This is a genomic window from Streptomyces sp. BE303 (genome assembly GCF_036290945.1).
In the GTDB taxonomy this organism is placed as follows: domain Bacteria; phylum Actinomycetota; class Actinomycetes; order Streptomycetales; family Streptomycetaceae; genus Kitasatospora.
Map to the genome: position 1 here is coordinate 1 of NZ_JAQYWZ010000720.1, position 20,301 is coordinate 20,301.

At 74.3% G+C, this 20,301-nt stretch carries 18 protein-coding genes and 1 pseudogene; 6 read left to right on the plus strand and 13 right to left on the minus strand.

All coding sequences use genetic code 11. The features are described 5' to 3' along the window. Positions 1–131 (plus strand): annotated as a pseudogene (locus PUR56_RS21265) (IS5/IS1182 family transposase); the annotation flags it as partial. 160 nt (positions 132–291) lie between these two features. Here the strand turns inward: PUR56_RS21265 and PUR56_RS21270 are convergent. The 13 genes from PUR56_RS21270 to PUR56_RS21330 form a co-directional block, all read right to left on the minus strand. Continuing rightward, positions 292–1,521, minus strand: coding sequence for a sensor histidine kinase (locus PUR56_RS21270; RefSeq protein ID WP_329950063.1), 1,230 nt, complete (start codon positions 1,519–1,521; stop codon positions 292–294). Between the two features lie 16 nt (positions 1,522–1,537). Then, positions 1,538–2,086 (minus strand): hypothetical protein, encoded by a 549-nt coding sequence (locus tag PUR56_RS21275; RefSeq protein WP_329950064.1) that lies wholly within the window; start codon positions 2,084–2,086, stop codon positions 1,538–1,540. Positions 2,087–2,273: 187 nt separating this feature from the next. Continuing rightward, on the minus strand, positions 2,274–2,813 hold the full coding sequence (locus PUR56_RS21280) for an NUDIX hydrolase (protein ID WP_329950065.1): 540 nt from the start codon (positions 2,811–2,813) through the stop codon (positions 2,274–2,276). Between the two features lie 66 nt (positions 2,814–2,879). Further along, entirely contained in the window at positions 2,880–3,521 is a 642-nt protein-coding gene (locus tag PUR56_RS21285) for a 4'-phosphopantetheinyl transferase family protein (protein ID WP_329880909.1), read from the minus strand. Between the two features lie 45 nt (positions 3,522–3,566). Continuing rightward, positions 3,567–5,966, minus strand: coding sequence for an arylsulfatase (locus PUR56_RS21290; protein WP_329950066.1), 2,400 nt, complete (start codon positions 5,964–5,966; stop codon positions 3,567–3,569). Beyond that, positions 5,963–7,711: an ABC transporter ATP-binding protein gene (locus PUR56_RS21295; RefSeq protein WP_329950067.1), complete on the minus strand. Its 1,749-nt coding sequence runs from the start codon at positions 7,709–7,711 to the stop codon at positions 5,963–5,965. Before PUR56_RS21295 ends, PUR56_RS21290 begins: the two co-directional genes overlap by 4 nt. Then, the gene (locus PUR56_RS21300; RefSeq protein WP_329950068.1) at positions 7,708–8,580 is read right to left on the minus strand and encodes an ABC transporter permease; all 873 of its coding nucleotides are present in this window, start codon (positions 8,578–8,580) and stop codon (positions 7,708–7,710) included. The genes PUR56_RS21295 and PUR56_RS21300 overlap by 4 nt, the downstream gene beginning before the upstream one ends. Before the next feature lie 3 nt (positions 8,581–8,583). Next, the gene (locus PUR56_RS21305) at positions 8,584–9,528 is read right to left on the minus strand and encodes an ABC transporter permease (protein WP_329880916.1); all 945 of its coding nucleotides are present in this window, start codon (positions 9,526–9,528) and stop codon (positions 8,584–8,586) included. Between the two features lie 15 nt (positions 9,529–9,543). Then, on the minus strand, positions 9,544–11,130 hold the full coding sequence (locus PUR56_RS21310; protein ID WP_329950069.1) for an ABC transporter substrate-binding protein: 1,587 nt from the start codon (positions 11,128–11,130) through the stop codon (positions 9,544–9,546). Between the two features lie 118 nt (positions 11,131–11,248). Further along, entirely contained in the window at positions 11,249–12,496 is a 1,248-nt protein-coding gene (locus tag PUR56_RS21315; RefSeq protein WP_329950070.1) for an ROK family transcriptional regulator, read from the minus strand. Positions 12,497–12,637: 141 nt separating this feature from the next. Further along, positions 12,638–13,603 carry a TauD/TfdA dioxygenase family protein gene (locus tag PUR56_RS21320; protein ID WP_329950071.1) on the minus strand — a complete coding sequence of 322 codons (966 nt, stop codon included), beginning with the start codon at positions 13,601–13,603 and terminating at the stop codon, positions 12,638–12,640. A gap of 628 nt (positions 13,604–14,231) precedes the next feature. Further along, a complete protein-coding gene (locus tag PUR56_RS21325) occupies positions 14,232–15,083 on the minus strand; it encodes an alpha/beta fold hydrolase (protein WP_329950072.1) in 852 nt (283 codons plus the stop codon). 69 nt (positions 15,084–15,152) lie between these two features. Next, a complete protein-coding gene (locus PUR56_RS21330; protein ID WP_329950073.1) occupies positions 15,153–15,431 on the minus strand; it encodes a hypothetical protein in 279 nt (92 codons plus the stop codon). A 191-nt stretch (positions 15,432–15,622) separates the two neighbouring features. Between PUR56_RS21330 and PUR56_RS21335 the strand changes: the two genes are divergently transcribed. The 5 genes from PUR56_RS21335 (at position 15,623) to PUR56_RS21355 (ending at position 20,203) form a co-directional block, all read left to right on the plus strand. Further along, positions 15,623–16,105, plus strand: a complete 483-nt coding sequence (locus tag PUR56_RS21335) for a cysteine/serine endopeptidase inhibitor (RefSeq protein ID WP_329950074.1) — start codon at positions 15,623–15,625, stop codon at positions 16,103–16,105. Positions 16,106–16,258: 153 nt separating this feature from the next. Beyond that, positions 16,259–17,650 carry an NAD(P)/FAD-dependent oxidoreductase gene (locus PUR56_RS21340; RefSeq protein WP_329950075.1) on the plus strand — a complete coding sequence of 464 codons (1,392 nt, stop codon included), beginning with the start codon at positions 16,259–16,261 and terminating at the stop codon, positions 17,648–17,650. A 377-nt stretch (positions 17,651–18,027) separates the two neighbouring features. Continuing rightward, entirely contained in the window at positions 18,028–19,008 is a 981-nt protein-coding gene (locus PUR56_RS21345; RefSeq protein ID WP_329950076.1) for a DUF6528 family protein, read from the plus strand. 233 nt (positions 19,009–19,241) lie between these two features. Further along, the gene (locus PUR56_RS21350; protein ID WP_329950077.1) at positions 19,242–19,571 is read left to right on the plus strand and encodes a hypothetical protein; all 330 of its coding nucleotides are present in this window, start codon (positions 19,242–19,244) and stop codon (positions 19,569–19,571) included. Next, positions 19,568–20,203, plus strand: coding sequence for an acyl-CoA thioesterase (locus PUR56_RS21355; protein WP_329880928.1), 636 nt, complete (start codon positions 19,568–19,570; stop codon positions 20,201–20,203). The genes PUR56_RS21350 and PUR56_RS21355 overlap by 4 nt, the downstream gene beginning before the upstream one ends. The last annotated feature ends 98 nt before the right edge of the window (positions 20,204–20,301 follow it).

The following is a 20,301-nucleotide window of genomic DNA, read 5'->3' on the forward strand; positions in this document are numbered from 1 at the left end:
TCGAGCGCACCGTCGCCTGGCTCGGCGGCTTCCGCCGACTCCACCGCCGCTACGAACGCAAGGCCGACCACTTTGCAGCCTTCGCCAGCATCGCAGCCGCCCTCATCTGCCACCGCCGACTCTCCAAATGAGATGACTTCTGATTCCACCGAGCGCTGCTCCGACAAAGCAGATGTCGGCGGTTCGAACCGCTCGTACGCGTGTGAGGAAGGGCCGGGCGCGCCTCCACCGGGGCGCTGCTGTCGTCCGGTGCGTGAGGTTTCGCGCTCGGGGTGTCGAGAACCGGCGTGCTCAGGCCGGTCGGCTCTCGCCGACGGCCGCCGCCCCGGTGGCGCGGGCGGTGGAGACCGGGAGGGCCGCGGCCACCCGGAAGCCCGGACCGTACGGGGCCGCACTCAGCAGGCCGCCGAAGAGGGCGACCCGCTCGCGCAGCCCGAGCAGCCCGTGCCCGGTCGACAGCTCCCGCTGCGCGCCCGGGGGCTGCCCGGCGCCGTCGTCGACGACCTCGATGATCAGCGACTCGTCCCAGGTGATCCGCACGACCGCCCGGGTGCCCGGTCCGGCGTGCTTGGTGATGTTGGTGGCCGCCTCCTGGACGAGGCGGTAGGCGGTCTGGCCGACGCTGTCGTCGATCCGCAGCGGCGTACCGCGCGTCTCCAGGGAGATCTGGACGCCGGCCCTGCGGATGTCCGCCAGGAGCCGGTCCAGGTCCCCCAGGCCGTGGGTGTTGCCCTCCTCGGCCGGGGTCTCCGAGGTGCGGAGCAGCCGCAGCATGTGCCGGAGCTCGGCCATCGTGGACCTCCCGAGGTCCTCGATGTGCTCGAAGGCCTCACCGCGCGCCGGGTCCTCGAACGCCGTGACCCGGGCCGTCTCGGCCCGCATCACCATCACCGCGACGGCGTTGGCGACGATGTCGTGCAGCTCCCGGGCGATCCGCACCCGTTCCTGGGTGACCCGCCGGCGGACCTCGGCGACCTCCTGCTGTTGACGCTCCGCAGCCCTCCTCGCCGCCCGGCTCCACCGGGCGAGCCACCAGACCGCGAGGGTGATCGGCAGGTAGAAGGCGATGTTCGCGACCAGCACCGGGAGCGTGGACGACCCGCCGTAGAAGGCCACGGTGGAGTAGATCGCCAGCGACAGCGGCACGAAGGCGAGGGCGAGCGCCGGCAGGGCGACGGACCGCCGGCACTGCTCGGAGACGGTGTAGAGGGCGATCAGCAGGCCGAAACACGGCGTGTAGTCGAAGACGTGGGCGATCGAGAGCAGGTTGGCGCCGGTGGCGATCACCCACACGGCGCCGAACGTGACCACCGGGCGGTGGCGGCGCAGGAGCAGCGCCGCCCCCTCGGCGGCGGCGAGCAGCAGCATCCACAGCCGCTGCTCCCACGTCGTGGAGGGGACGATCAGGGTGCCGAAGTAGAACAGTTCCGGGAAGAGGGCGACGAGCGCCAGCGCGGCGTCCTGCAGCCGGACGGAGCGCACGCCCCGGGCGTCCCCCGTCCGGCCCTGCGGCGTGGTCATCGCGCCCACGGTCCGGTCAGGGGCAGGGCGAGCACGTGCGGCTGCTGCAGCATGTCCTCTCCCCGTACTCCCGGGCGCCGGAGGAGACGTCGCCGTCGGCCGTGAGGGCGTCGAGCCACCACTTCTCCGGCGGGGCGAGACCTTCCGGGCGCACCACGCCGAAGCCGAGCTCGGCGTAGACCGCCCACTGGTCGCCCTGGTGGCGGACGAGGCCCTCGGCGAGCCGGGCCGGCGAGACCCGTTCGACGTGGACGCCGAACCGCGAAGGGCTGATCAGGCTGAGCACGGCCGCCGCCGCGGTGATCCCGTCCCCGTTGACCGCCGACAGGCTCAGCCCGCCGGACAGGACGACCTGGGAGTCCTTCCCGTCTCCGGGTGACCGGGATATTCGCACGAGATATCTCTTCCAGGGGCTGGCGAGTGCCTCGGGAGGATCCGGCACCAGCACGGTCTCCGCGCTGGTCAGGATCCCGTGGGCCAGCGGTTTGCCGAGCTCACCGCCCCGTTGGGCAGGGTGCACGGTGACGGCGACCGCGGGCGCATCGGTAGTGGGCTGTGTACTCATCGTAACGCCTCGGCATCGGACGGGCCCGCCCTGGGGGTGCGGGCGACTACCTCCACAGTCGCCCCGCCCGTGTCCCGGGAGCATGAGCCCGAGGCCCCACCCGGGCCCCGGTTCGCTCGGCGGCCGGGGTGCGCCGGGTTGCTCCGGCGGAGTCGGCCGGAGTCGGCCGGAGCCGGCCGGCCCGGGGTCAGCGGGGGGTGGGGCGGGCGAGGAGTTGGAGGAGGCCGACGAGGGCGACGCCGGCGACGATCTCGCGACGGTCGATCATCCCCTGGACGCGGTCGAGCGGGATCCACTCGATCCGGTCCGCCTCGTGGGTGTCGACGGGCGGCCCGGTGCGGACGGCGCCGCGGGCGAGGAAGACGTGGTGCCGGGCGTTGCTCATCCCGCCGACGGGATGGGTGTAGCCGAGGGGCTCCACCGAGGCCGGCCGCCACCCGGTCTCCTCCTCGGCCTCCCGGACGGCGGCGGCCTCGGGGCTCTCGCCGGGCTCGACGATGCCGCAGGGGACCTCCCAGCCCCAGGCGTCCGTGGTGAACCGGTGGCGCCAGATCATCAGGACCTCGTCGCGCTCGTTCAGGACGACGGCTGCCGCGACCGGCGCCCACTTCACCAGGTGGTGCTCGTAGCGGGGCATCCCCTCCGGCTCGACGTCCACCAGGTCGAGTTCCACCCAGGGGCTGGAGTAGACGGTGCGGCTGCCATGGACGGTCCACTCGCTGCTCACGGGTACCTCTGTTCGGGACGGGACGGTCCGCGCCATCCTGCCAGAGGCGCCGGGGCGGGGCCCCGCCTACGCCTCCGGCAGGACGGTGATGGCGGTGGCGAGGAGGCCCCGGTCGACGCGCCAGCGGCCCGCGAGGGTGGGGAGCGGGGAGGGGACGAGGAGGGTGGCGTCGAAGGTGCCGTCGGGGCGGAGGGTGAGCTCGGCCTCGGAGAAGTCGAGGAAGCGGTGGGTGAGGGGGAACCAGGTCTTGTAGACCGACTCCTTGGCGCTGAACAGGATGCGGTCCCAGGGGACGTCGGGGTGGGCGGCGGTGAGGGCCGTGTTGCGGCGCTGCTCGGCGGGCAGGGCGATGGCGTCGAGGACGCCCTCGGGCAGCGGCAGGGCGGGTTCGGCGTCGATGCCGACGGAGACGACGTCACCGGCCCTGGCCACCGCGGCGGCGCGGAAGCCGGCGCAGTGGGTGAGGGAGCCGATGACGCCGTCGGGCCAGCTCGGCGCGCCGCGCAGGCCGGGGACCAGCGGGCGGTACGGGACGCCGAGCCGGCCGAGGGCCAGGCGGGCGCAGTGACGGACGGTGGTGAACTCGCGGCGGCGGGAGTCGACGGCGCGGGCGACGACCTCGGCCTCGGCCGGTTCGAGCCGGGCCTCGGCCGGGTCGTCGTAGGCCGTCTCGACGACGACGGACGCGGGCAGGAGTTCGCCGATCACTGGTCCCCCTCAAGAAGTTGCTGGCCGGACGAGGGTAACGCGGGGCTACTCGAAGGCGGCGGCCGCCTCCCGCAGTGCCCCGGCGACGGTCTCCGGGTCGTACGGGGCGGGCTCGCCGGGCAGGTAGGTGACGGCGCGCAGGCCCCCGCTGTACCGGAACGAGCGGTGGCGCTCGTACAGCGGCCAGGAGACGGGGGACTTGCGGTCGACGCCGACGCTGATGCCCTGGAACGGGGCCATGCCGATGAGCTGGTGGACCGGGCCGAGCCGGCCGGTCTCCACCCCGTCGACGAGGACGCGGAACTCCCACCTGAGGTCGGCGACGGCGGTGGCCTCGACGGTGACCAGCCGGGCGCCGGGGGCGAGCGGGCCGGCGTCGGCCTCGGTGAGGTCGCCGTACTGGTTGTAGGCGAGGCGCAGCCGGCCGTCCTCGACGTAGAGGCTGTAGCCGCCGCCCTGGTCGCCGTGGGAGACGAGCACGCCCTGGTCGTCGGGGCCGTGGCGGTCCAGCTCGACCTCGATCGCGAAGGAGCGGAAGGAGATCAGCCGGGAGGAGCGGTAGCGCTCCAGTTCGGGGGTGCCGGCGAGCAGTCGGACCGGGCGGCGGAGGCGGGCGTCGTCGGGGTGCCGCAGGGCGAGGGCGCCGCTGCCGTCGGCGAGCGGGAAGACGCCGTTGCGCCGGGCGGCGGTCTCCCAGGCGGCGGCGAGTTCCTTGACCACGTCCGGGTGGCGGTCGGCGACGTCGTGGATCTCGGTCGGGTCGGTGCGCAGGTCGTGGAGCGCCCACTCGCCGTCGTCGTAGGGGGTGCCGGGGCGGTGCAGGGTGACGAGCTTCCAGCCGTCGCGGTAGTAGCTGCGGTTGCCGGTCATCTCGCAGTACTGCTCGTGGTGGGTGGAATCGGCGGCCGCCTCCCGCAGGACGGGGGCGAAGCTGATGCCGTCGAGGGACTGGACGGGACGGCCGGTGCGGTCCGACGGGCGTTCCACGCCGGCGAGTTCGAGCAGGGTGGGGAGGATGTCGGTGACGTACTGGTACTGCGGTCGGACGCCGCTGTCGCCGTCGGCGCGGGGCAGGCCGGCGGGCCAGGAGAGGACGAACGGGACGCGGACGCCGCCCGCGTGGGTCTGGCCCTTGTAGAGGCGGAACGGCGTGTTGGAGGCCATGCCCCAGCCGCGCGGGTAGTGGACCAGCGACTGCGGGCCGCCGATCAGGTCGATCTCGCGCCGGACGTCGGGGTTCCAGTCCGCCGGCAGGTTCGGGTGGTGGACGAAGCGGCTGAAGTAGCTGCGGGTGCCCTCGGCGCCGCCCTCGCCGGTGCCGCCGTTGTCGGAGGTGAACACCACGATGGTGTTGTCGAGTTCGCCGAGTTCGGCCAGGGTGCCGAGGAGTCGCCCGAGGTTCTGGTCGACGTTGTCGACCATCGCCGCGTACACCTCCATGTAGCGGGCGTACAACGTCTGCTGGACCTCGGTGAGTTCGTTCCACGGGCCGACCTCGTACCCGGCCTCGGAGTTGCGGTCGGGCAGTTCGGTGCCGGGCGGGAAGTGGCCGGCGGCGAGCTGGCGGGCGAACCGGGCGGTGCGCAGCTCGTCCCAGCCCCCGTCGTAGCGGCCCCGGTGCCGGGCGAGGTCCTCGGGCTTGGCCTGGAGCGGGCCGTGCACGGCGTTGTGGGCGAGGTAGAGGAAGAACGGCTTGTCGGCGTCGTGGGCGCGCAGCGAGGTGACCATGGAGATGGCCCGGTCGGTGATGTCGTCGGTGTAGTAGTAGCCGTCCGGCAGCTCGTCGATGTCCAACGGGCTGTTGTCACGGACGAGTTGGTGCGGGTGGAAGAGGCTGGTGAGCCCTTCGAGGACGCCGTAGTACTGGTCGAAGCCCTTTTGCAGCGGCCAGTTGGCGCGGTTGTCGGCGGCGTTGGAGGCGGAGTCCCGGGTGAGGTGCCACTTGCCGACGGCGTAGGTGGCGTAGCCGGCGTCGTGCAGCAGTTCGGCGAGGGTGGGGATGTCGCCGGCCACCTCCATGCCGTAGCCGGGGAAGCCGGGGTCGGCGTTGGCGACGAAGGAGTAGCCGACCCGGTGCGGGTTGAGGCCCGTGAGCAGGGCGGCGCGGGCGGGCGAGCAGAGCGGCATGGTGTGGTAGTTGGCCAGCTTGACGCTGCGCTCGGCCAGGGCGTCCAGGGTGGGGGTGGGGATCTCGGCGCCGAACGGGCCGATGTCGCTGTAGCCCATGTCGTCGACGAGGACGACGACGATGTTGGGCGCGCCCTCGCGGGGGCGGACCCGGTCGGGCCAGGCGGCGGTGGACTCGCGGAAGGTGCGGCCGACGGTGCCGGGGAAGCCCGCGTACGGGTCCCGGTGGTGGGGGTCGGCGGCGTCGGGGCCCGTGGCGTCCGCGGTGTCCGTCGTGTCTGTGGTGTCCGCGGGTCGGTGGTCGGACGTGCTGCTCATGCGGTGCTCCGGGCGGTGAGGGGGGCCGGCGCCGCCAGCTGCGGTACGGCGGAGAGGAGTTCGGTGGTGTAGGGGTGCTGCGGCGCGGTGACGACGCGGTCGGCCGGTCCGGTCTCGACGATCCGGCCCCGGTGCATCACGGCGATCCGGTGGCTCACCTGGCGGACCACGGCGAGGTCGTGGGCGATGAAGAGGATGGCGAGGCCGAGTTCGCGCTGGAGCCGGGCGAGCAGCTCGATCACCTGGGCCTGGACCGAGACGTCCAGCGCGGAGACCGGCTCGTCGCAGATCAGCACGCTGGGTTCGGGGGCCAACGCCCGCGCGATGCCGATGCGTTGACGCTGTCCTCCGGAGAAGGCGCGCGGGTGGCGGTCGGCGGTGGCCGGGTCGAGGCCGACCTGCTCCAGCAGTTCGGTCACCCGCTTCTCGCGCGCGGCCCGGTCGCCGTAGCCGTGGGCGATCAGCGGTTCGGCGACGATCTGCCCGGCGGTCATCCGCGGGTTGAGCGACGCGTACGGGTCCTGGAACACCATCTGGAGTTCACGCCTGGCGGCCCGCTCGCCGCCGCGCCCGAACTCCTGGCCCCGGAACCGGATCTCGCCCCCGCTCGGCGCGTGCACCTGGACCAGGGCGCGGGCCAGCGTGGACTTGCCGGAGCCGGACTCGCCGACCAGGCCGAGGGTCTCGCCGGGGTGCAGCACCAGGTCCACGCCGTCCAGGGCGGTGACGGCGCGCCTGCGGGAGCCGTACGTCTTGCGCAGGCCGCTGACGGCGAGGAGCGGCTCGGCGCCGGGGGTGCTGTTGGCGGCGGCCCCGGAGGGCGCGTCGAGCCTCGGGACGGCGGCCAGCAACTGCTTGGTGTACGGGTGTTGCGGTGCGCCCAGGACGTCGGACGTCTCCCCGGACTCCACCACCCGGCCGTGCCGCATCACCAGCAGCCGGCGGCAGGTCTGGGCGATGACCCCGAGGTCGTGGCTGATCACCACCAGCGCGGTGCCGGTCTCCCGGTTGATCCGGGTGAGCAGGCGGAGGATCTGCTGCTGGACGGTCGGGTCGAGTGCGGTGGTGGGCTCGTCGGCGACCAGGACCTCGGCGTCGTTGGCGAGCGCGAGGGCGATCATGATGCGCTGGCGCTGGCCGCCGGAGAACTGGTGCGGGTGGTCGCGCAGCCGGTCGGCGGCACCGGGGATGCCGACCAGGTCCAGCAACTCGACTGCCCGGGTGGATCGTTCGGCCCGGTCTGCGGTGCCGTGGGCGCGCAGTGCCTCGTCGAGCTGGCGGCCGACGGTGAGTACCGGGTTGAGCGAGGACATCGGGTCCTGGAAGATCATCGCGATCCGCCGGCCGCGCAGCGCGCGCAGGGCCGGTTCGGGCAGGGCGGCGAGGTCCTGCCCGGCCAGCTCGACCGAGCCGCCGGTGATCCGGCCGCCGGCCGGCAGCATCCGCAGCAGCGCCAGCGCGGTGGTGGACTTGCCGGAGCCGGACTCGCCGACCAGGCCGAGGGTGTCCCCGGCGGCCAGCTCGAAGCCGACCCCGTCGACGGCGGTCACCGCGCCGGCGGTTCCGGCGCCGGGGCCGGGGCCGAAGGTGACCGTCAGGTCGCGGACCCGGAGGACGGTGCGGGCGGCGGAACCGGGGGAACCGGCGGCTCCGGTGCTCCCGGTGGCGTCGGTGGGCCCCGCGTCGCCCGGGTGGGCGTCGGTGGCGCCGGGCACGACGCGGGTGTCCCGGACAGGGCTGCTCATCGGCGGATCCCCCGGTTCAGGGCCTCGGCGATCAGCGTGAAGCCGAGCACCAGCGCGGTGGTGGCGGCCAGCGGGGCCGCCGCGAAGGTTGGATGGGTGGAGAGGTAGCCGACGGACTGGCTGAGGATGGAGCCGAGGGTCGGCTCCGGCGGGCGGACGCCGAGCCCGAGGAAGCTCATCGCACCCTCGATGAAGACGCCGATGGAGAGGGCGACGGCGGTCTGCACGATCAGCGGGTCGACCGCGTTGGGCACGACGTGCCGCAGCAGCACCCGCCGCCGGGTGGCGCCGCCGACCCGCGCGGCGAGCGCGTACTCGCGCTCCCGCTGGACCAGGATGCCGGAGCGCAGCTGCCGCCCGAAGCCGGGGATCTCGGCGAGCGCGATGACGATGAACACCGGCCAGCGGCCCGGCCCGAGCACGGCGGTGACGGCGAGCGCCAGGATGATGCCGGGGAAGGCGAGCACCAGGTCGAAGGAGCGCTGGACGGCGACGTCCGCCCACCGGTGGGAGGCGGCGAGCAGGGCGAGCGAGCAGCCCAGCAGCGCGCCGACCGGGACGGCGCCGAAGGTCAGCGCCAGGTCGGTGGTGATGCCGTGCAGGACCCGGCTGAAGAGGTCCCGTCCCAGGTCGTCGGTGCCGAACGGGTGCTCGGCGCTCGGCCCGGCGAGGGCGAGGGCGCTCTGCGCGTTCGGGTCGAGGTCGGTGAGCAGCGGGGCGAGCAGGCCGGCGAGGGCGACCACGCCGACCAGGGCGAGGCCGGTCAGGCCGCGTCCGGTGAGCACCCCGGCGAGGTAGCGGTTGCGGCGCCGCGCCGGCGGCGGGGCCGGGGCGGTCGGTGACGGGGCGGGGGCGGTCAGGGCGGTCATCGGTTACTCCCACCGGATCCGGGGGTCCAGCCAGGCGTACGCCAGGTCGGTGAGCAGCTGGACGGCGACGTAGACGGCGACGATCAGCAGCAGGAGGTCCTGCACGACGGGGTAGTCGCGGCGGATGACGCCCTGCTCGATCAGCTGGCCGAGTCCGGGCCAGGCGAAGATCCGCTCCACCAGCACCGCGCCGGCGACGAGGTGGCCGACCTGGAGGCCGAGCACGGTGACGGCGGAGGGCAGCGCGTTGGGCAGGGCGTGCAGCCAGACGATGCGGCGCCGGGAGACGCCGACGGCGGTGGCGGTGCGGACGTAGTCCTCGGCGAGGGCCCGTTCGATGCCGTCCTTGAGGTAGCGGGCGAGGACGGCGGCGCTCGGCAGCGCGAGGCAGACGGCCGGCATCAGCAGGTACTGGAGGGCGAGGTCGGGGGCGTCGAGGAACGACTCGTGGCCGCCGGCGGGCAGCAGGCCGAGGGTGACCGCGAACAGCAGCACCAGCAGCACGCCGGTGACGAACGGCGGGACGGCCAGGACGGCGGTGGTGAAGGCGTGGACGGCGGCGGCGACCGGCCGGCGGCGGGCGGTGGCGCCCAGGACACCCAGCGGCAGGGCCAGCAGGACGACCAGGAGGAGGGCGCCGAGGGTGAGTTGGACGGTGGCGGCGATGCCGTTGCCGATCAGGTCGGAGACCTGGCCGCCGATCGCGTAGCTGGGCCCGAGATCGCCGCTCAGCAGGTTGCCGATCCAGGTCAGGTACTGGCCGACGAGCGGTTCGTCCAGGCCGAGTTGGGCGCGGATGGCGGCGACGGCCTGGGGTCCGGCGTCCGGTCCGGCCAGGGTGGTGGCCGGGTCGCCGGGGATGAGGCGGAGGATGAGGAAGACGAGGAAGGAGGCGAGGAGCAGGACGAGCAGCCCGGAGGGCAGCCGCTTGAGGAGGAAGGTTCGCATCGGTCGGGCCGTCCGTCAGGCCGTCAGGTAGGCGTCGTCGAGGTTGAGGTAGCCGAACTTGTTGAGGGTGGCGCCGCGCACCTTGCTGCCGGCGACCTCGGTCAGGCCGGCGATGGCGAGGTCGATCACGAACTGCTCGTCCAGCAGGACGTCGGTGATCTGCTGGTAGAGCGCCTTGGCCTCGGGGCTGTCGCTGTCGGGCCGCTTCCACGCCTTCTGCACGATCTCGGTGTAGGCGGGGGAGGAGAAGTGCGAGCTGTTCTTGGCCTCGTTGAACGGGTAGGCGCTGACCGCCAGGGTGGCGGGGTGGAGCTGGGCGAAGCCGTGGCTCAGCGTCCAGAGGGCGGGCATGGTCTGCGAGATGAGCTGCTTCTGCATGGTCGGCGAGTCGGTGGGCTGCAGCACGGTCTCGATGCCGACCTGCTTGAGGTCGTACTGCAGGATCTGCGCGATGGCCGTGTTGCCGGGGTCGTTGGAGTGCGCGAAGGGCAGGGTGATGCCCGTCAGGCCGGCCTCCTTGAGCAACTGGCGTGCCTTTTCCGGGTCGTGGCGGTAGCGGCCGGCGGAGGCCTCGCTGTACGCGGGGGAGGACTTGGGCCAGGGGGTGGAGGACACGGTGCCGTAGCCGCCGAGCGCCTGCTGGACCAGCCGGTCGCGGTCGACGGCCCAGGCGATGGCCTGGCGGACCCGCTTGTCGGAGACGTGCTCACCGGTCACGTTGGCGCCGATGTAGTAGGCGCCGGCGCCGGTGTCGTACGAGGTGATCCGGAACTGCGGGTCGGTCTTGAGGGTGGCGACGTCCTTGCCGCGGATGCTGTAGGAGAGGTGCGTCTGGCCGGTCTTGAGGGAGGAGAGCAGCGACTCGGCCTGCGGGACGATCCTGATCTCGACGCCGTCGAGGTAGGGACGGCCCGGGTTCCAGTACTTCTCGTTGCGGGCGAAGGTGATCGAGCTGCCCGGCTTGCGGTCGGTGAAGGTGTACGGGCCGGTGCCGATCAGCTTCGTCCCGGCGAAGGCCTCCTCGACGCTGGCCGAGTCCGGGATGATCATGAACTCGAAGAGGTCGAAGATGTTGCTCACCGGGTGCGCGAGGGTGAGGGTGAGCTCGAAGTCGCCGTTCTTGCGGAAGTCGGTGACGGCGGCGGCGGTGGAGCGCAGCTGGGCCGAACGGACCGGGTTCTGGAGGTTCTTGACCGCGAAGACCACGTCGTCGGCGGTGAACCTGCGGCCGCTGTGGAAGAGCACGTCGTCGCGCAGCTTCAGCGTGACGGAGGTGCCGTCCGGGGAGACCTGCCAGGAGGTGGCCAGCTCGGGCTGCGGCTGGAGCCGGTCGTCGTACCTGGTCAGGGTGTTGAAGACCAGACGCTGGACGAGGGTGTTGGCGCTCTGGGCGAAGAGCAGGGCCGGGGTGAAGTCGACACCGGCGCCGACCGTGAGGACGCCGCCCCGGCGAGGGCTCGCCGCGTCGCCCGCGGGGGCGGTGGCGGTGTCGGCCGCCGAACGGCAGGCGGCGAGCGTCAGCAGGCCGGCGCCGGCCAGGCCGCCACGGAGCAGGGTCCGGCGGGAGAGCCCGGAGGCGGACGGAGCGGGGAAGACGGGCATGGGCGGAAGTCCTTTGCGGTGAAGAAGGGTCGGCGGGCGACGGTCGGCGGGCGGGGCGGTGGGCGACGGGGTGTGGTCGGCGGGCGACGGTCGGGGGACGGTGCGGGCCCGCCGGCGGTCAGCCGAGCCGGACCGGGACGGCCGGCGGGGCCTCGGCCGCCGCCGCCATGGCGTGCAGCGGCCGGGCGTAGAGGCCGGCGAGCGCCGCCGCGCCCGCCGCCACGGCCAGCACGTCGGCCCCGCGCTGCTGGGCGATCAGCAGGTCGGCGTCCCGGCGAAGGTGCGAGCGGAGCGCGAACTCCTCCCGCACCACGTCCAGGTAGGCCTTGTCCAGCAGGGCGAAGGTCTCGGTCAGGACCAGCAGGTCCGGATTGACCACGTCGGCGAGCAGTGCCAGGGCGCGTCCGACGGTCGCGGCCCGGCGCCGGACCAGCTTGTCGGCGCGCGGGTCGCCCGCCAGTACGGCGGCGGTGAACTCGGTGCGGTCCGGTGTGCGGGTGATGCCTTCGGCGGCCGCCGCCTCGAAGAGCGTGGTGTCCGAGGCGGCGACCGCCAGACAGCCGGTGCGGCCGCAGTGGCAGAGCTCGTCGCTGTCCGCCACGGGGAGGTGGGCGACGTCCCCGGTCGGGGACTGCGGTCCGACGTGCACGGTGCCGGCCACCGCGAGCGCGGCGTCCACCACGTGGCCGACGAACAGGTGCACCATGGAGCGGCGGGCCGCGGGGTGCCCGAAGAGGATTTCCGCCTGGGCCAGCGCCCGGGCGTGGTTGTCCACCTGGACGGGCAGGCCGGAGGCCTTCGCCAGCAGCTCGCCGAGCGGCAGGTCCCGCCAGCCGAGGGGTTCGTGACGGACCATCACTCCGCGTTCCCGGTCCACCGCGCCGCCGGTCACCGCGCCCAGGCCGACCGGCGTCCGGCCGTCCGGCACGGCGGCCAGCAGCCGGGGCAGCCGCTCCAGCAGCGGTCGGAGCACCGCGTGGCCGGTGCGGCCCCGGTTGCTCAACTCCTGGCGGTACAGCACGTTTCCGCGCAGGTCGAGGAAGGCGAAGGTGGTGTACGGAACACCGATGTGCAGGCCGGCGACGGCGAGCCGGCCGGTGTCGACGTCCACCGGGAGCTGCGGGCGGCCCACCGTCCCGGCGCCGCCGCCCGCCAGTTCGGGCCGCTCGCGGAGCAGCCCGAACCGGGAGAGGTCGACCACCTGCCGGGACACCGCGGCCGGACTGAGTCCGGTGAGCGCGGCGACCCGGCTGCGGGCGACCGGACCGTGGTCCAGCACCGCCCGCAGCACGGCCGCGGCGTTGACGTCCCGCCGCTCGTCCCCGGTGCGGGGCTTCTCGGCCGGGGGCGGGGATGCGGTGAACATCGGCGGTCCTTCGGGGCGTCGGGGGCGATGGGTGCCGGGGCGGTGGGCGGTCCGGCGAATCCGGCGGTCTGCCCGGGTGGCGCGGTGCCGCGCCCCCCGGCCCCGCGTCGGGTTCGCAGGGCCGGGGCGGGGCCGGCGGGGTCAGCCGCGGGCTGCGGCCTCCAGTTCCTCGGCCGGCACCAGACCGGCCACCTTCGGCGGGTCGGCGGGCTCCAGCAGCCGGCTCGGCACCCCGTCGACGCCGACCGGCAGGTCGCCGTCCAGGGTGATCCGGCGGACCAGGCGCGGCTCGTCGCCGTAGTCGTTGACCGCGTAGTGCTGGGTGGCCCGGTTGTCCCAGATGACGACGTCGCCGACCTGCCAGTCCCAGCGGACGGTGTTCTCCAGGCGCTCCACGTACCGCTGGAAGAGCGTGATCAGGGCCCGGCTGTCGGCGCCCGAGACGCCCTGGATCCGCTGCGCGAACGCGCCCAGGAGCAGGGTCTTCTCGCCGGTCACCGGGTGCACCCGGACCAGCGGGTGCTCGGTCTTGAACGCGGTCGAGACGAACACCTGACGGAACAGGTTGGCGATCTCGGCGTTGTCCGCCAGCTCCGGGCGGAGGGCCAGGCTGGCCGCGTAGTCGTAGTCGTTGGTGTGGACGGCGCGCAGCGACTCGGCCAGCACCTTCAGCGGCTCCGGCAGGTCCTCGTACGCGGCGACCGTGTTGGCCCACACGGTCGATCCGCCGGCCGGCGGGAGCTCCAGCGAGCGCAGGATCGACGCCTTCGGGTAGGACGGGACGAAGGTGACGTCGGTGTGCCAGTTGTTGGCGCGCACGCCCTTGGTGGCGTCCAGCTCGAAGATGTAGCGGCCGTCCGCGCTGGGGACGGTCGGGTGGCCGACCGGGTGGCCCAGCAGGCGGGCGAACGCCTCGTGCTCGGCGTCGTCCAGGTGCTGCTGGCCGCGGAAGAACAGGACCTTGTGCGTGTGGAGCGCGGCCTCGATGGCGGCGACGGTCTCGGTGGGCAGGTCGCCGCCGAGGCGGACGTCGTTCACGATCGCGCCGATCCGGCCGGCGGCCGGGGTGAGGTCGAGCTCGGTGATCTGGTTCTGGGCAACGCTCATGACGGTTCCTCAGCTCTCGTGGGGAGGCGGGGTGGAGGGGAGTGGGAGGCCGCTTCGACGGCGTGCCGCGGTGCGCCGGGGCGTGACGGCGGCAGGGCCGGTCGCGGGCAGGCGGAACGGGAAGCGGGTGACGTGGGTGCGGCGGTGTGCGGGCCGGCCGCGGCCGGACGGGCACAGCGGGGCGGCGCGCCACCCCGGGTGCGGGTGCGGGTGCGCCGGTCCGGGGACGCGGTCGGCGCGGCCCGGACGGGTGTCAGCGGGCGAGCGCTCCGCGACAACAGCGGCGGCGACACGGGCCCCGGCGGGCGGGGCCGTGCTCGGCACGGTCAACGGTGCTCATCGGCCCTCCTTCCGGGCGTTTCGAGTGGCTCGGCGCTCATGGTGCTGAAGGCGCGGCCTCCCTGTCAATCGTCCGTTCTGCCTGGTGGACAGGGGTGTTGCGGCGCTGTGGCGCGGTGTTGCGGCCGGTGTCGGGGTGATGTCGGGGGTGCGACGGCGGAGTGTTCCCGCCTGTCGGGGGAGTATCGGGATTACTAACTTTCGCAGCGGAAGAAACCCCGGAGGAGGCCCGCACGCATGCGAAAGGCCCGCCCGGAGCAGCTCCGGACGGGCCCCGCGTCGCCCCGTGTCACGTCAGGAAGCCCGCGACCTCGGCCGTGAACAGTTCGGCGTCGTCGAGCCACGGGTAGTGCCCGGCCTTCGGCTGCACGGCGAACCCGGCGTCCGGGAAGAGCGCGGCCACCTCGGCCGCCGCCTTCGGGGGAGCGTTGACGTCCACTTCGCCGGCGAGCACCAGGACGCGCGCCGCGCAGGCGGCGAGCCCGGCCAGGGTGGCCGGCGGGTCGAAGGCGCCCTCGGAGCCGAAGACGCCGGCCGCCTCGCTGTTGCGTCGATCGCCCTCGGCCGCCGCCCGGGCCCGGGCCTGGTCGTCCCAACACCCGTACGTGAACGGGGTGATGGCCGGCCAGTCGGCCGGTCCGCCGCGCCCGGAGGTGATCGCCTCCAGCGCCGCGTACGCCTCGGCGAACCACGGCTCGCCCCGGCGGAGCCGGGCGGTCTCGCGCCGGGTCTCCCCGTCGATCGTCACGCCGAGGGCCATCACGGAGGGCGTGATCAGCGCGAGCCGCGCCACCCGCTCGGGGTGGCGCTCCGCGTACCGGACGGCGAGGTTGACGCCGGCCGAGTGGCCGAGCAGGTCGAGCCGGTCGAGCCCGAGGTGGACGCGGAGCGCCTCGACGTCGTCGACCAGGCGGTCGCAGCGGTAGGTGGCGGTGTCGGCGGGTACGGCGGAGTCGCCGGTGCCCCGCAGGTCGAGGACGGCCAGGCGGCGGCCGGTGCGGGCGGCCAGCCCGCCGAGGTCGCCGAGGTAGCGGGAGTCCTGCATGGGCCCGCCGGGCAGGCAGACGACGGGGTCGCCGTCGCCGCCGCCCTCGACGCGGTAGGCGAGGAGGGTGCCGTCGGGTGCGGAGAAGGTGTGCATGACAGTGATCTTGTCAAGCCCCCCTCCCGCTGTGCACCGGGTTCCCGCCGGTGCGGGGGAGCCGGCCCGTCAGGCGCCGAGCAGGCGGGCGAAGTCGAGCCCGAGGCTGCCGAGCACGGGCAGTGCGCCGAGGTCGGTGACGGCGCCGACGGGGATGCTGTAGCCCTGGTTGACCTCCCGGTGCGCAGGCGCAGGCGCAGGGGCAGGCGCGTTCGCGGGCGCGTTCACCGGCACCGGCACTCGCACCGGCGCGGTGGCGGCCTGGCCGGCGGCCGTCCCGAGGAGCGCGGCGGCGCCGAGCAGCACGGCCAGGACGGCGGGGAGGGCGGTGGGGAGAGCGGTGCGCACGGGGGCCTCCGAGGACGCGTGGACGGTGCCGGGTCAACGAGCCGGGGGACCGTGCGGTCACGTATCGTCCCCCCTTCGGCCGCGTTGGTAAAGCTCCCTGACTTGTGTTCATGACAACACGTCAGATGTCTGTACCGGTCGTGCCGGGCCTGCCTACCGTCCTCCCACCGAACCGAACCGGGAGGGTGCACATGCGAGTTGTCCCGAACCTCCGGATCCTGGCAGGCGTCCCGCTGGCCGCCGCCGCGCTCGTCGCGCTGAGTGCCGGCACCGCGAGCGCCGCGATACCGATCAACAAGCCCGTGAAGGGCAAGGCCACCTACTACAACGACGCCGGCTACGGCGCCTGCGGGAGCCGGATCGACGCGGCCACCCAGATGCTGGTCGCCGTCTCGCACACCTGGTGGACCACGGCTAACCCCAACAACGACCCGGTCTGCAAGGGCATCTCGGTCAAGGTCACCTACCAGGGCAGGACCGTGACCGTCCCCGTCAAGGACCAGTGTCCGTCCTGCGACGCCACCCACATCGACCTCAGCCAGCCCGCCTTCGCCACGTTCGCCCCCCTCGGCCAGGGCGTCATCAACGGCCTCACCTGGCAGTTCGTCAAGGCGGGCCTCGCGGGCGGGAGCATCCCCCTCTCCGACCCGGTCACCGGCTCCACCCCGGGCTGAGCGGGCCCGCCGGCACCTGCCGGTCCGGCCGTCCGCCCCTGACAGGGTGCAGGGGCGGACGGCCGGATTCCTTGCACGGTGGCGGTGGTCCGGGAGCCCGGGGCGCGCGTAGCGTCCGGGGATCCGGGAACGGCGTGAGTGGAGGTCGGGGTCGTGGCGTCTGGCGTTGCGGGTGTGAACGGCGGGGTGTCGTTCTGGTGGCGGCAGTCGGGGGTGCCCGAGGCGCGGCCCGCGCTGCCCGGGGACCTCGACGTCGACGTGTGCGTGGTGGGCGGCGGGTACACGGGGCTGTGGACGGCGTACTACCTGAGGAAGGCCGACCCCGGGCTGCGGATCGCCGTACTGGAGGCGCGGTTCTGCGGGTACGGCGCGTCGGGGCGCAACGGCGGGTGGCTCTACAACGGGTTCGCCGGGCGCGGCGCGTTCGCCCGGCGGTACGGGCGGGAGCGGGCCGCGGCGATGCAGCGGGTGATGGACGCGGCCGTCGGCGAGGTCGCGCGGACCCTGGCGGCGGAGGGCGTCGACGCCGACCTCGTCCGGGGCGGGGTGCTGGAGGTGGCCCGGACACCGGCCCAGCTGGCCCGGCTGCGGGCGTTCGTGGACGCGGAGGCCGCCTACGGACCGGGCCGTGTCGAGGAGTTGAGCGCGTCGGAGACCCGGGAGCGACTGCGGGTCGAGGGCGCGCTCGGCGGGGTGTGGAGCCCGCACGGCGCGCGCGTGCAGCCCGCCAAGCTGGCTGCGGGGCTGGCGGCGGCCGTGGAGCGCCTGGGCGTGGCGGTGTACGAGGGGACGCCGGTCACCGAGATCCGGGGTGGCGACCGGCCGGCCGCCGTCACACCGCACGGCACCGTCACCGCCCGGTACGTGCTGCGCGCCACCGAGGGGTTCACCGCCGGGCTGGCCGGGGAGCGGCGCACCTGGCTGCCGATGAACTCGGCGATGATCGCCACCGAGCCGCTGCCGCCGTCGTTCTGGGCCGGGACCGGCTGGGAGGGCCGCGAGGTGCTCGGGGACTTCGCCCACGCCTACATGTACGCGCAGCGCACCGCCGACGACCGGATCGCCCTCGGCGGGCGCGGCGTGCCCTACCGCTTCGGCTCGCGGACCGACACCGACGGCACCACGCAGGAGGCGACCGTCCGGCAGCTGCGGGAGGTCCTGGACGCCTTCTTCCCCGCAGCCCGGTCCGCCCGGATCGACCACGCCTGGGCGGGTGTGCTCGGCGTGCCCCGGGACTGGTGCGCCACCGTCGACCTGGACCGCCGCACCGGGCTCGGGTGGGCCGGCGGGTACGTCGGCAGCGGGGTGACCACCACCAACCTGGCCGGGCGGACCCTGTGCGACCTCGTCCTCGGCCGCGACACCGAGCTGACCCGGCTGCCCTGGGTCGGCCACACCGTCCGCCGCTGGGAGCCCGAGCCCTTGCGCTGGCTCGGCGTGCACGCCCTCTACGCGGTCTACCACGCCGCCGACCGTCAGGAGGCCGCCGGTCGTCCCACGACCTCCCCGCTGGCCCGCCTCGGCGACCTGGTCGCCGGCCGGTAGGCGGGGGCCGGCGGACGGGGGGGCACCGGTCCCCGGGGGCCTCGGCGGCGTCCGCGGGCCGGGCGGGCGCGGACGGTCGGCGAGGCCGGACGCGTCGCCCTCACCCGGGGTGCCGCCCGGCCCCGTCTCCTCCGCACCGAAGGCGCGGCGCACCGACGAGGGCGGCCGGAGTGTCGGGCGGGGTCCCGGCCCGGAGTGTCGGGCGGGGCGCAGACCGGTGCTCCGGTGCGGGCTACGCCGGAGGGCGGTAGCGGGCCCCTGGCGGGGAGGTGGCCCGGGGGGAGCGGATAGGCCGGTCGGAGCCTGCCCGCTGGCGGGTCGGGGAAGGACACCGGACGGTGGGGCGAGGGCGAGGGCGGACGGTGGAGGTGAAGTGGGTGCGGACGTGGCGCGTGGCGGTGGGTGTGGCGGTGCTCGCGGCGGTCGCGGCGACGGTGCCGACCGGGCAGGCGACGGCGGGGCCCGGATGGGCGGTCGTCGTGGTGGACCAGGCGTCCCGGCGGGTGCTGGTGCTGCAGAGCGCCGAGGAGCTGATGGCCTACCGGGGGCCGGACCGCCTGCCGGTGGTCTGGTCGTGGTCGGCGGACACCGCGCCGGACCTCGACGACCTCCGGCCGGAACGCAGTTGGTCGATGCCGGACGAGGCGAAGAGCCGGGTGCGGCACGGTCGCCGCTACCTGCTCACGACCGCCTCGGGCGGGCTGGCGGCCGCGGTCGACACCGCGACCGGCGCCGCCGCCTGGGCGGTCGACACCGGTCCGCTCGCCAACCCGCACAGCGCGGAGCTGCTGCCGGACGGGAACGTCGCGGTGGCGGCCTCCACCGGCGGGTGGATCCGGCTCTACACGGCCTCGCAGGGGCCGCGGAGCTCGGTGCACGCCGAATTCCGGCTCCCGGGCGCGCACGGCGTGCACTGGGACCGGCGGACCGGACTGCTCTGGGCGGTCGGCGACGACACGCTGACCGCGCTCCGGGTGGGCGGCACCGCGGCGGCGCCGACCCTGACCGCGGTCCGGGCGGTGCCGTTGCCGGAGCCGGGAGGTCACGACCTGGCGCCGGTGCTCGCCACGCCCGGGCGCTTCTGGGTGAGCACCGCCGGGCACCTCTGGCGGTTCGACCCCGCGACGGACCGCTTCTCGAAGGTCGGCCTGGGCGGCGAGCAGGCGGGGAGGGAGGTCAAGAGCGTCGGCGACGAGCCGGGTTCGGGGCGGTTGCTCATCGCGGCCCCGGACCACGCGGGCCCCTGTTCCTGGTGCACCTCGGTGCTCTCGCTGCACCGTCCGGACGCCGTCCGGAGGTTGCCCGGCGCCTGGCTCTACAAGGCGCGCTGGTGGACCAGTTGGGGGAGCGCGGCGTGAGCGGAAGGCCCGGGGGAGCGACCGGTGGGACTATGGGACCGGGCTGGCATTCGGTGGATGCGGCTGATTTTATGCAGCGGCAAACTACTCCAATGGTGGTCAGTTTCCGCTCTGGTTCCGTAAACCATCCGCGAGGTGCCCGGGCTGGGATAGCGTCCATGGCGCCGGGGGGACTCGAACCACTCACTGGGTTCGAACATCAGACAATGCCGTATCCGTTTCGGGAGAAAACTGTGCGCAATTGCCTTTCGGAAAACCGGTCGGAAACCGTCGACGAACTGCGGCTCGCCGTGGACTCGCTCGCCGCGTTCCCGGCCCGTGACGCGGCCTCCGGGGCCGACGTCCCCGAGCGTTTCGCGGCGGTGGCGGAGCTCTGCCGCGCCGTCGACGGGGTGCTCGACAGCCTGGTCGTCCAGGCCGCCGCGGAGGCCGCCGAGGAGGGCTGGACCGCCGCCCGGATGGCGTCCGAACACGCCGTCTACTACGCGAGGTTGCAGCGGGCGCTGCTGCCCGCCGGGGCTGCCGCCGCCGGTCGGGGCGACGCCGGGCCGAAGCAGCGGTGAGCGCGCCGCACACGCACGCGGCGCACGCCAACGCGCACGTCCTGGCCTGTCCCACCCGGTGGAGCGACGTCGACGAGAACGGGCACATCAACAACGCCCGGCTGGTCTCCTACGTTCAGGAGGGAATTTACGACCTGTTCTGTCACCACGCGGTCGCCGTCCGGGATTCGCTATTTCCGTCCGGATTCCTGATCGCCCGGCACGAGATCGATTACCTGGAGCAGCTGCACCATCAGCCGGAACCATTGCTGGTGCGGTTGAGCGTTGAACGTCTGGGGCGCAGTTCCGCGCATGTCGTGGTGAATGTGTGCCGCGACCCGCGGACGTATATGCGGGCGCGGACGGTGGTGGTGGCCCGGGACGAGGCGTCCGGCCGGTCCCGTACGCTCAGCCCGTCCGAGCGGAGCTTCCTCTCGGCGTTCCAGCCGGTGGACCCGACGGCCGAGGGGCCGATCGCAGACGGATCGACGGGCGAGGGCCCGGCGCAGCCGCCCCGCGTGGCGGTGAAGTCGCCGCGCGGTCCGGTGGCCGCGCCCGTGCCGGCCCACCACCGGCCCCGCCGGCGCCTGCCGGGTCTCGGTGCGCTGACCCGGAGCGTCCCGGTGGGGTCGTACCGCCACCGCGGGCGCTGAGCCGCCGCGCGAGGCCGGGACACCGCGCGCACCGAACCATCGCGTGCGCCGATCCACCGCACGCGCCGAACCACCGCGTGAGCCGACGCCGGGCACAG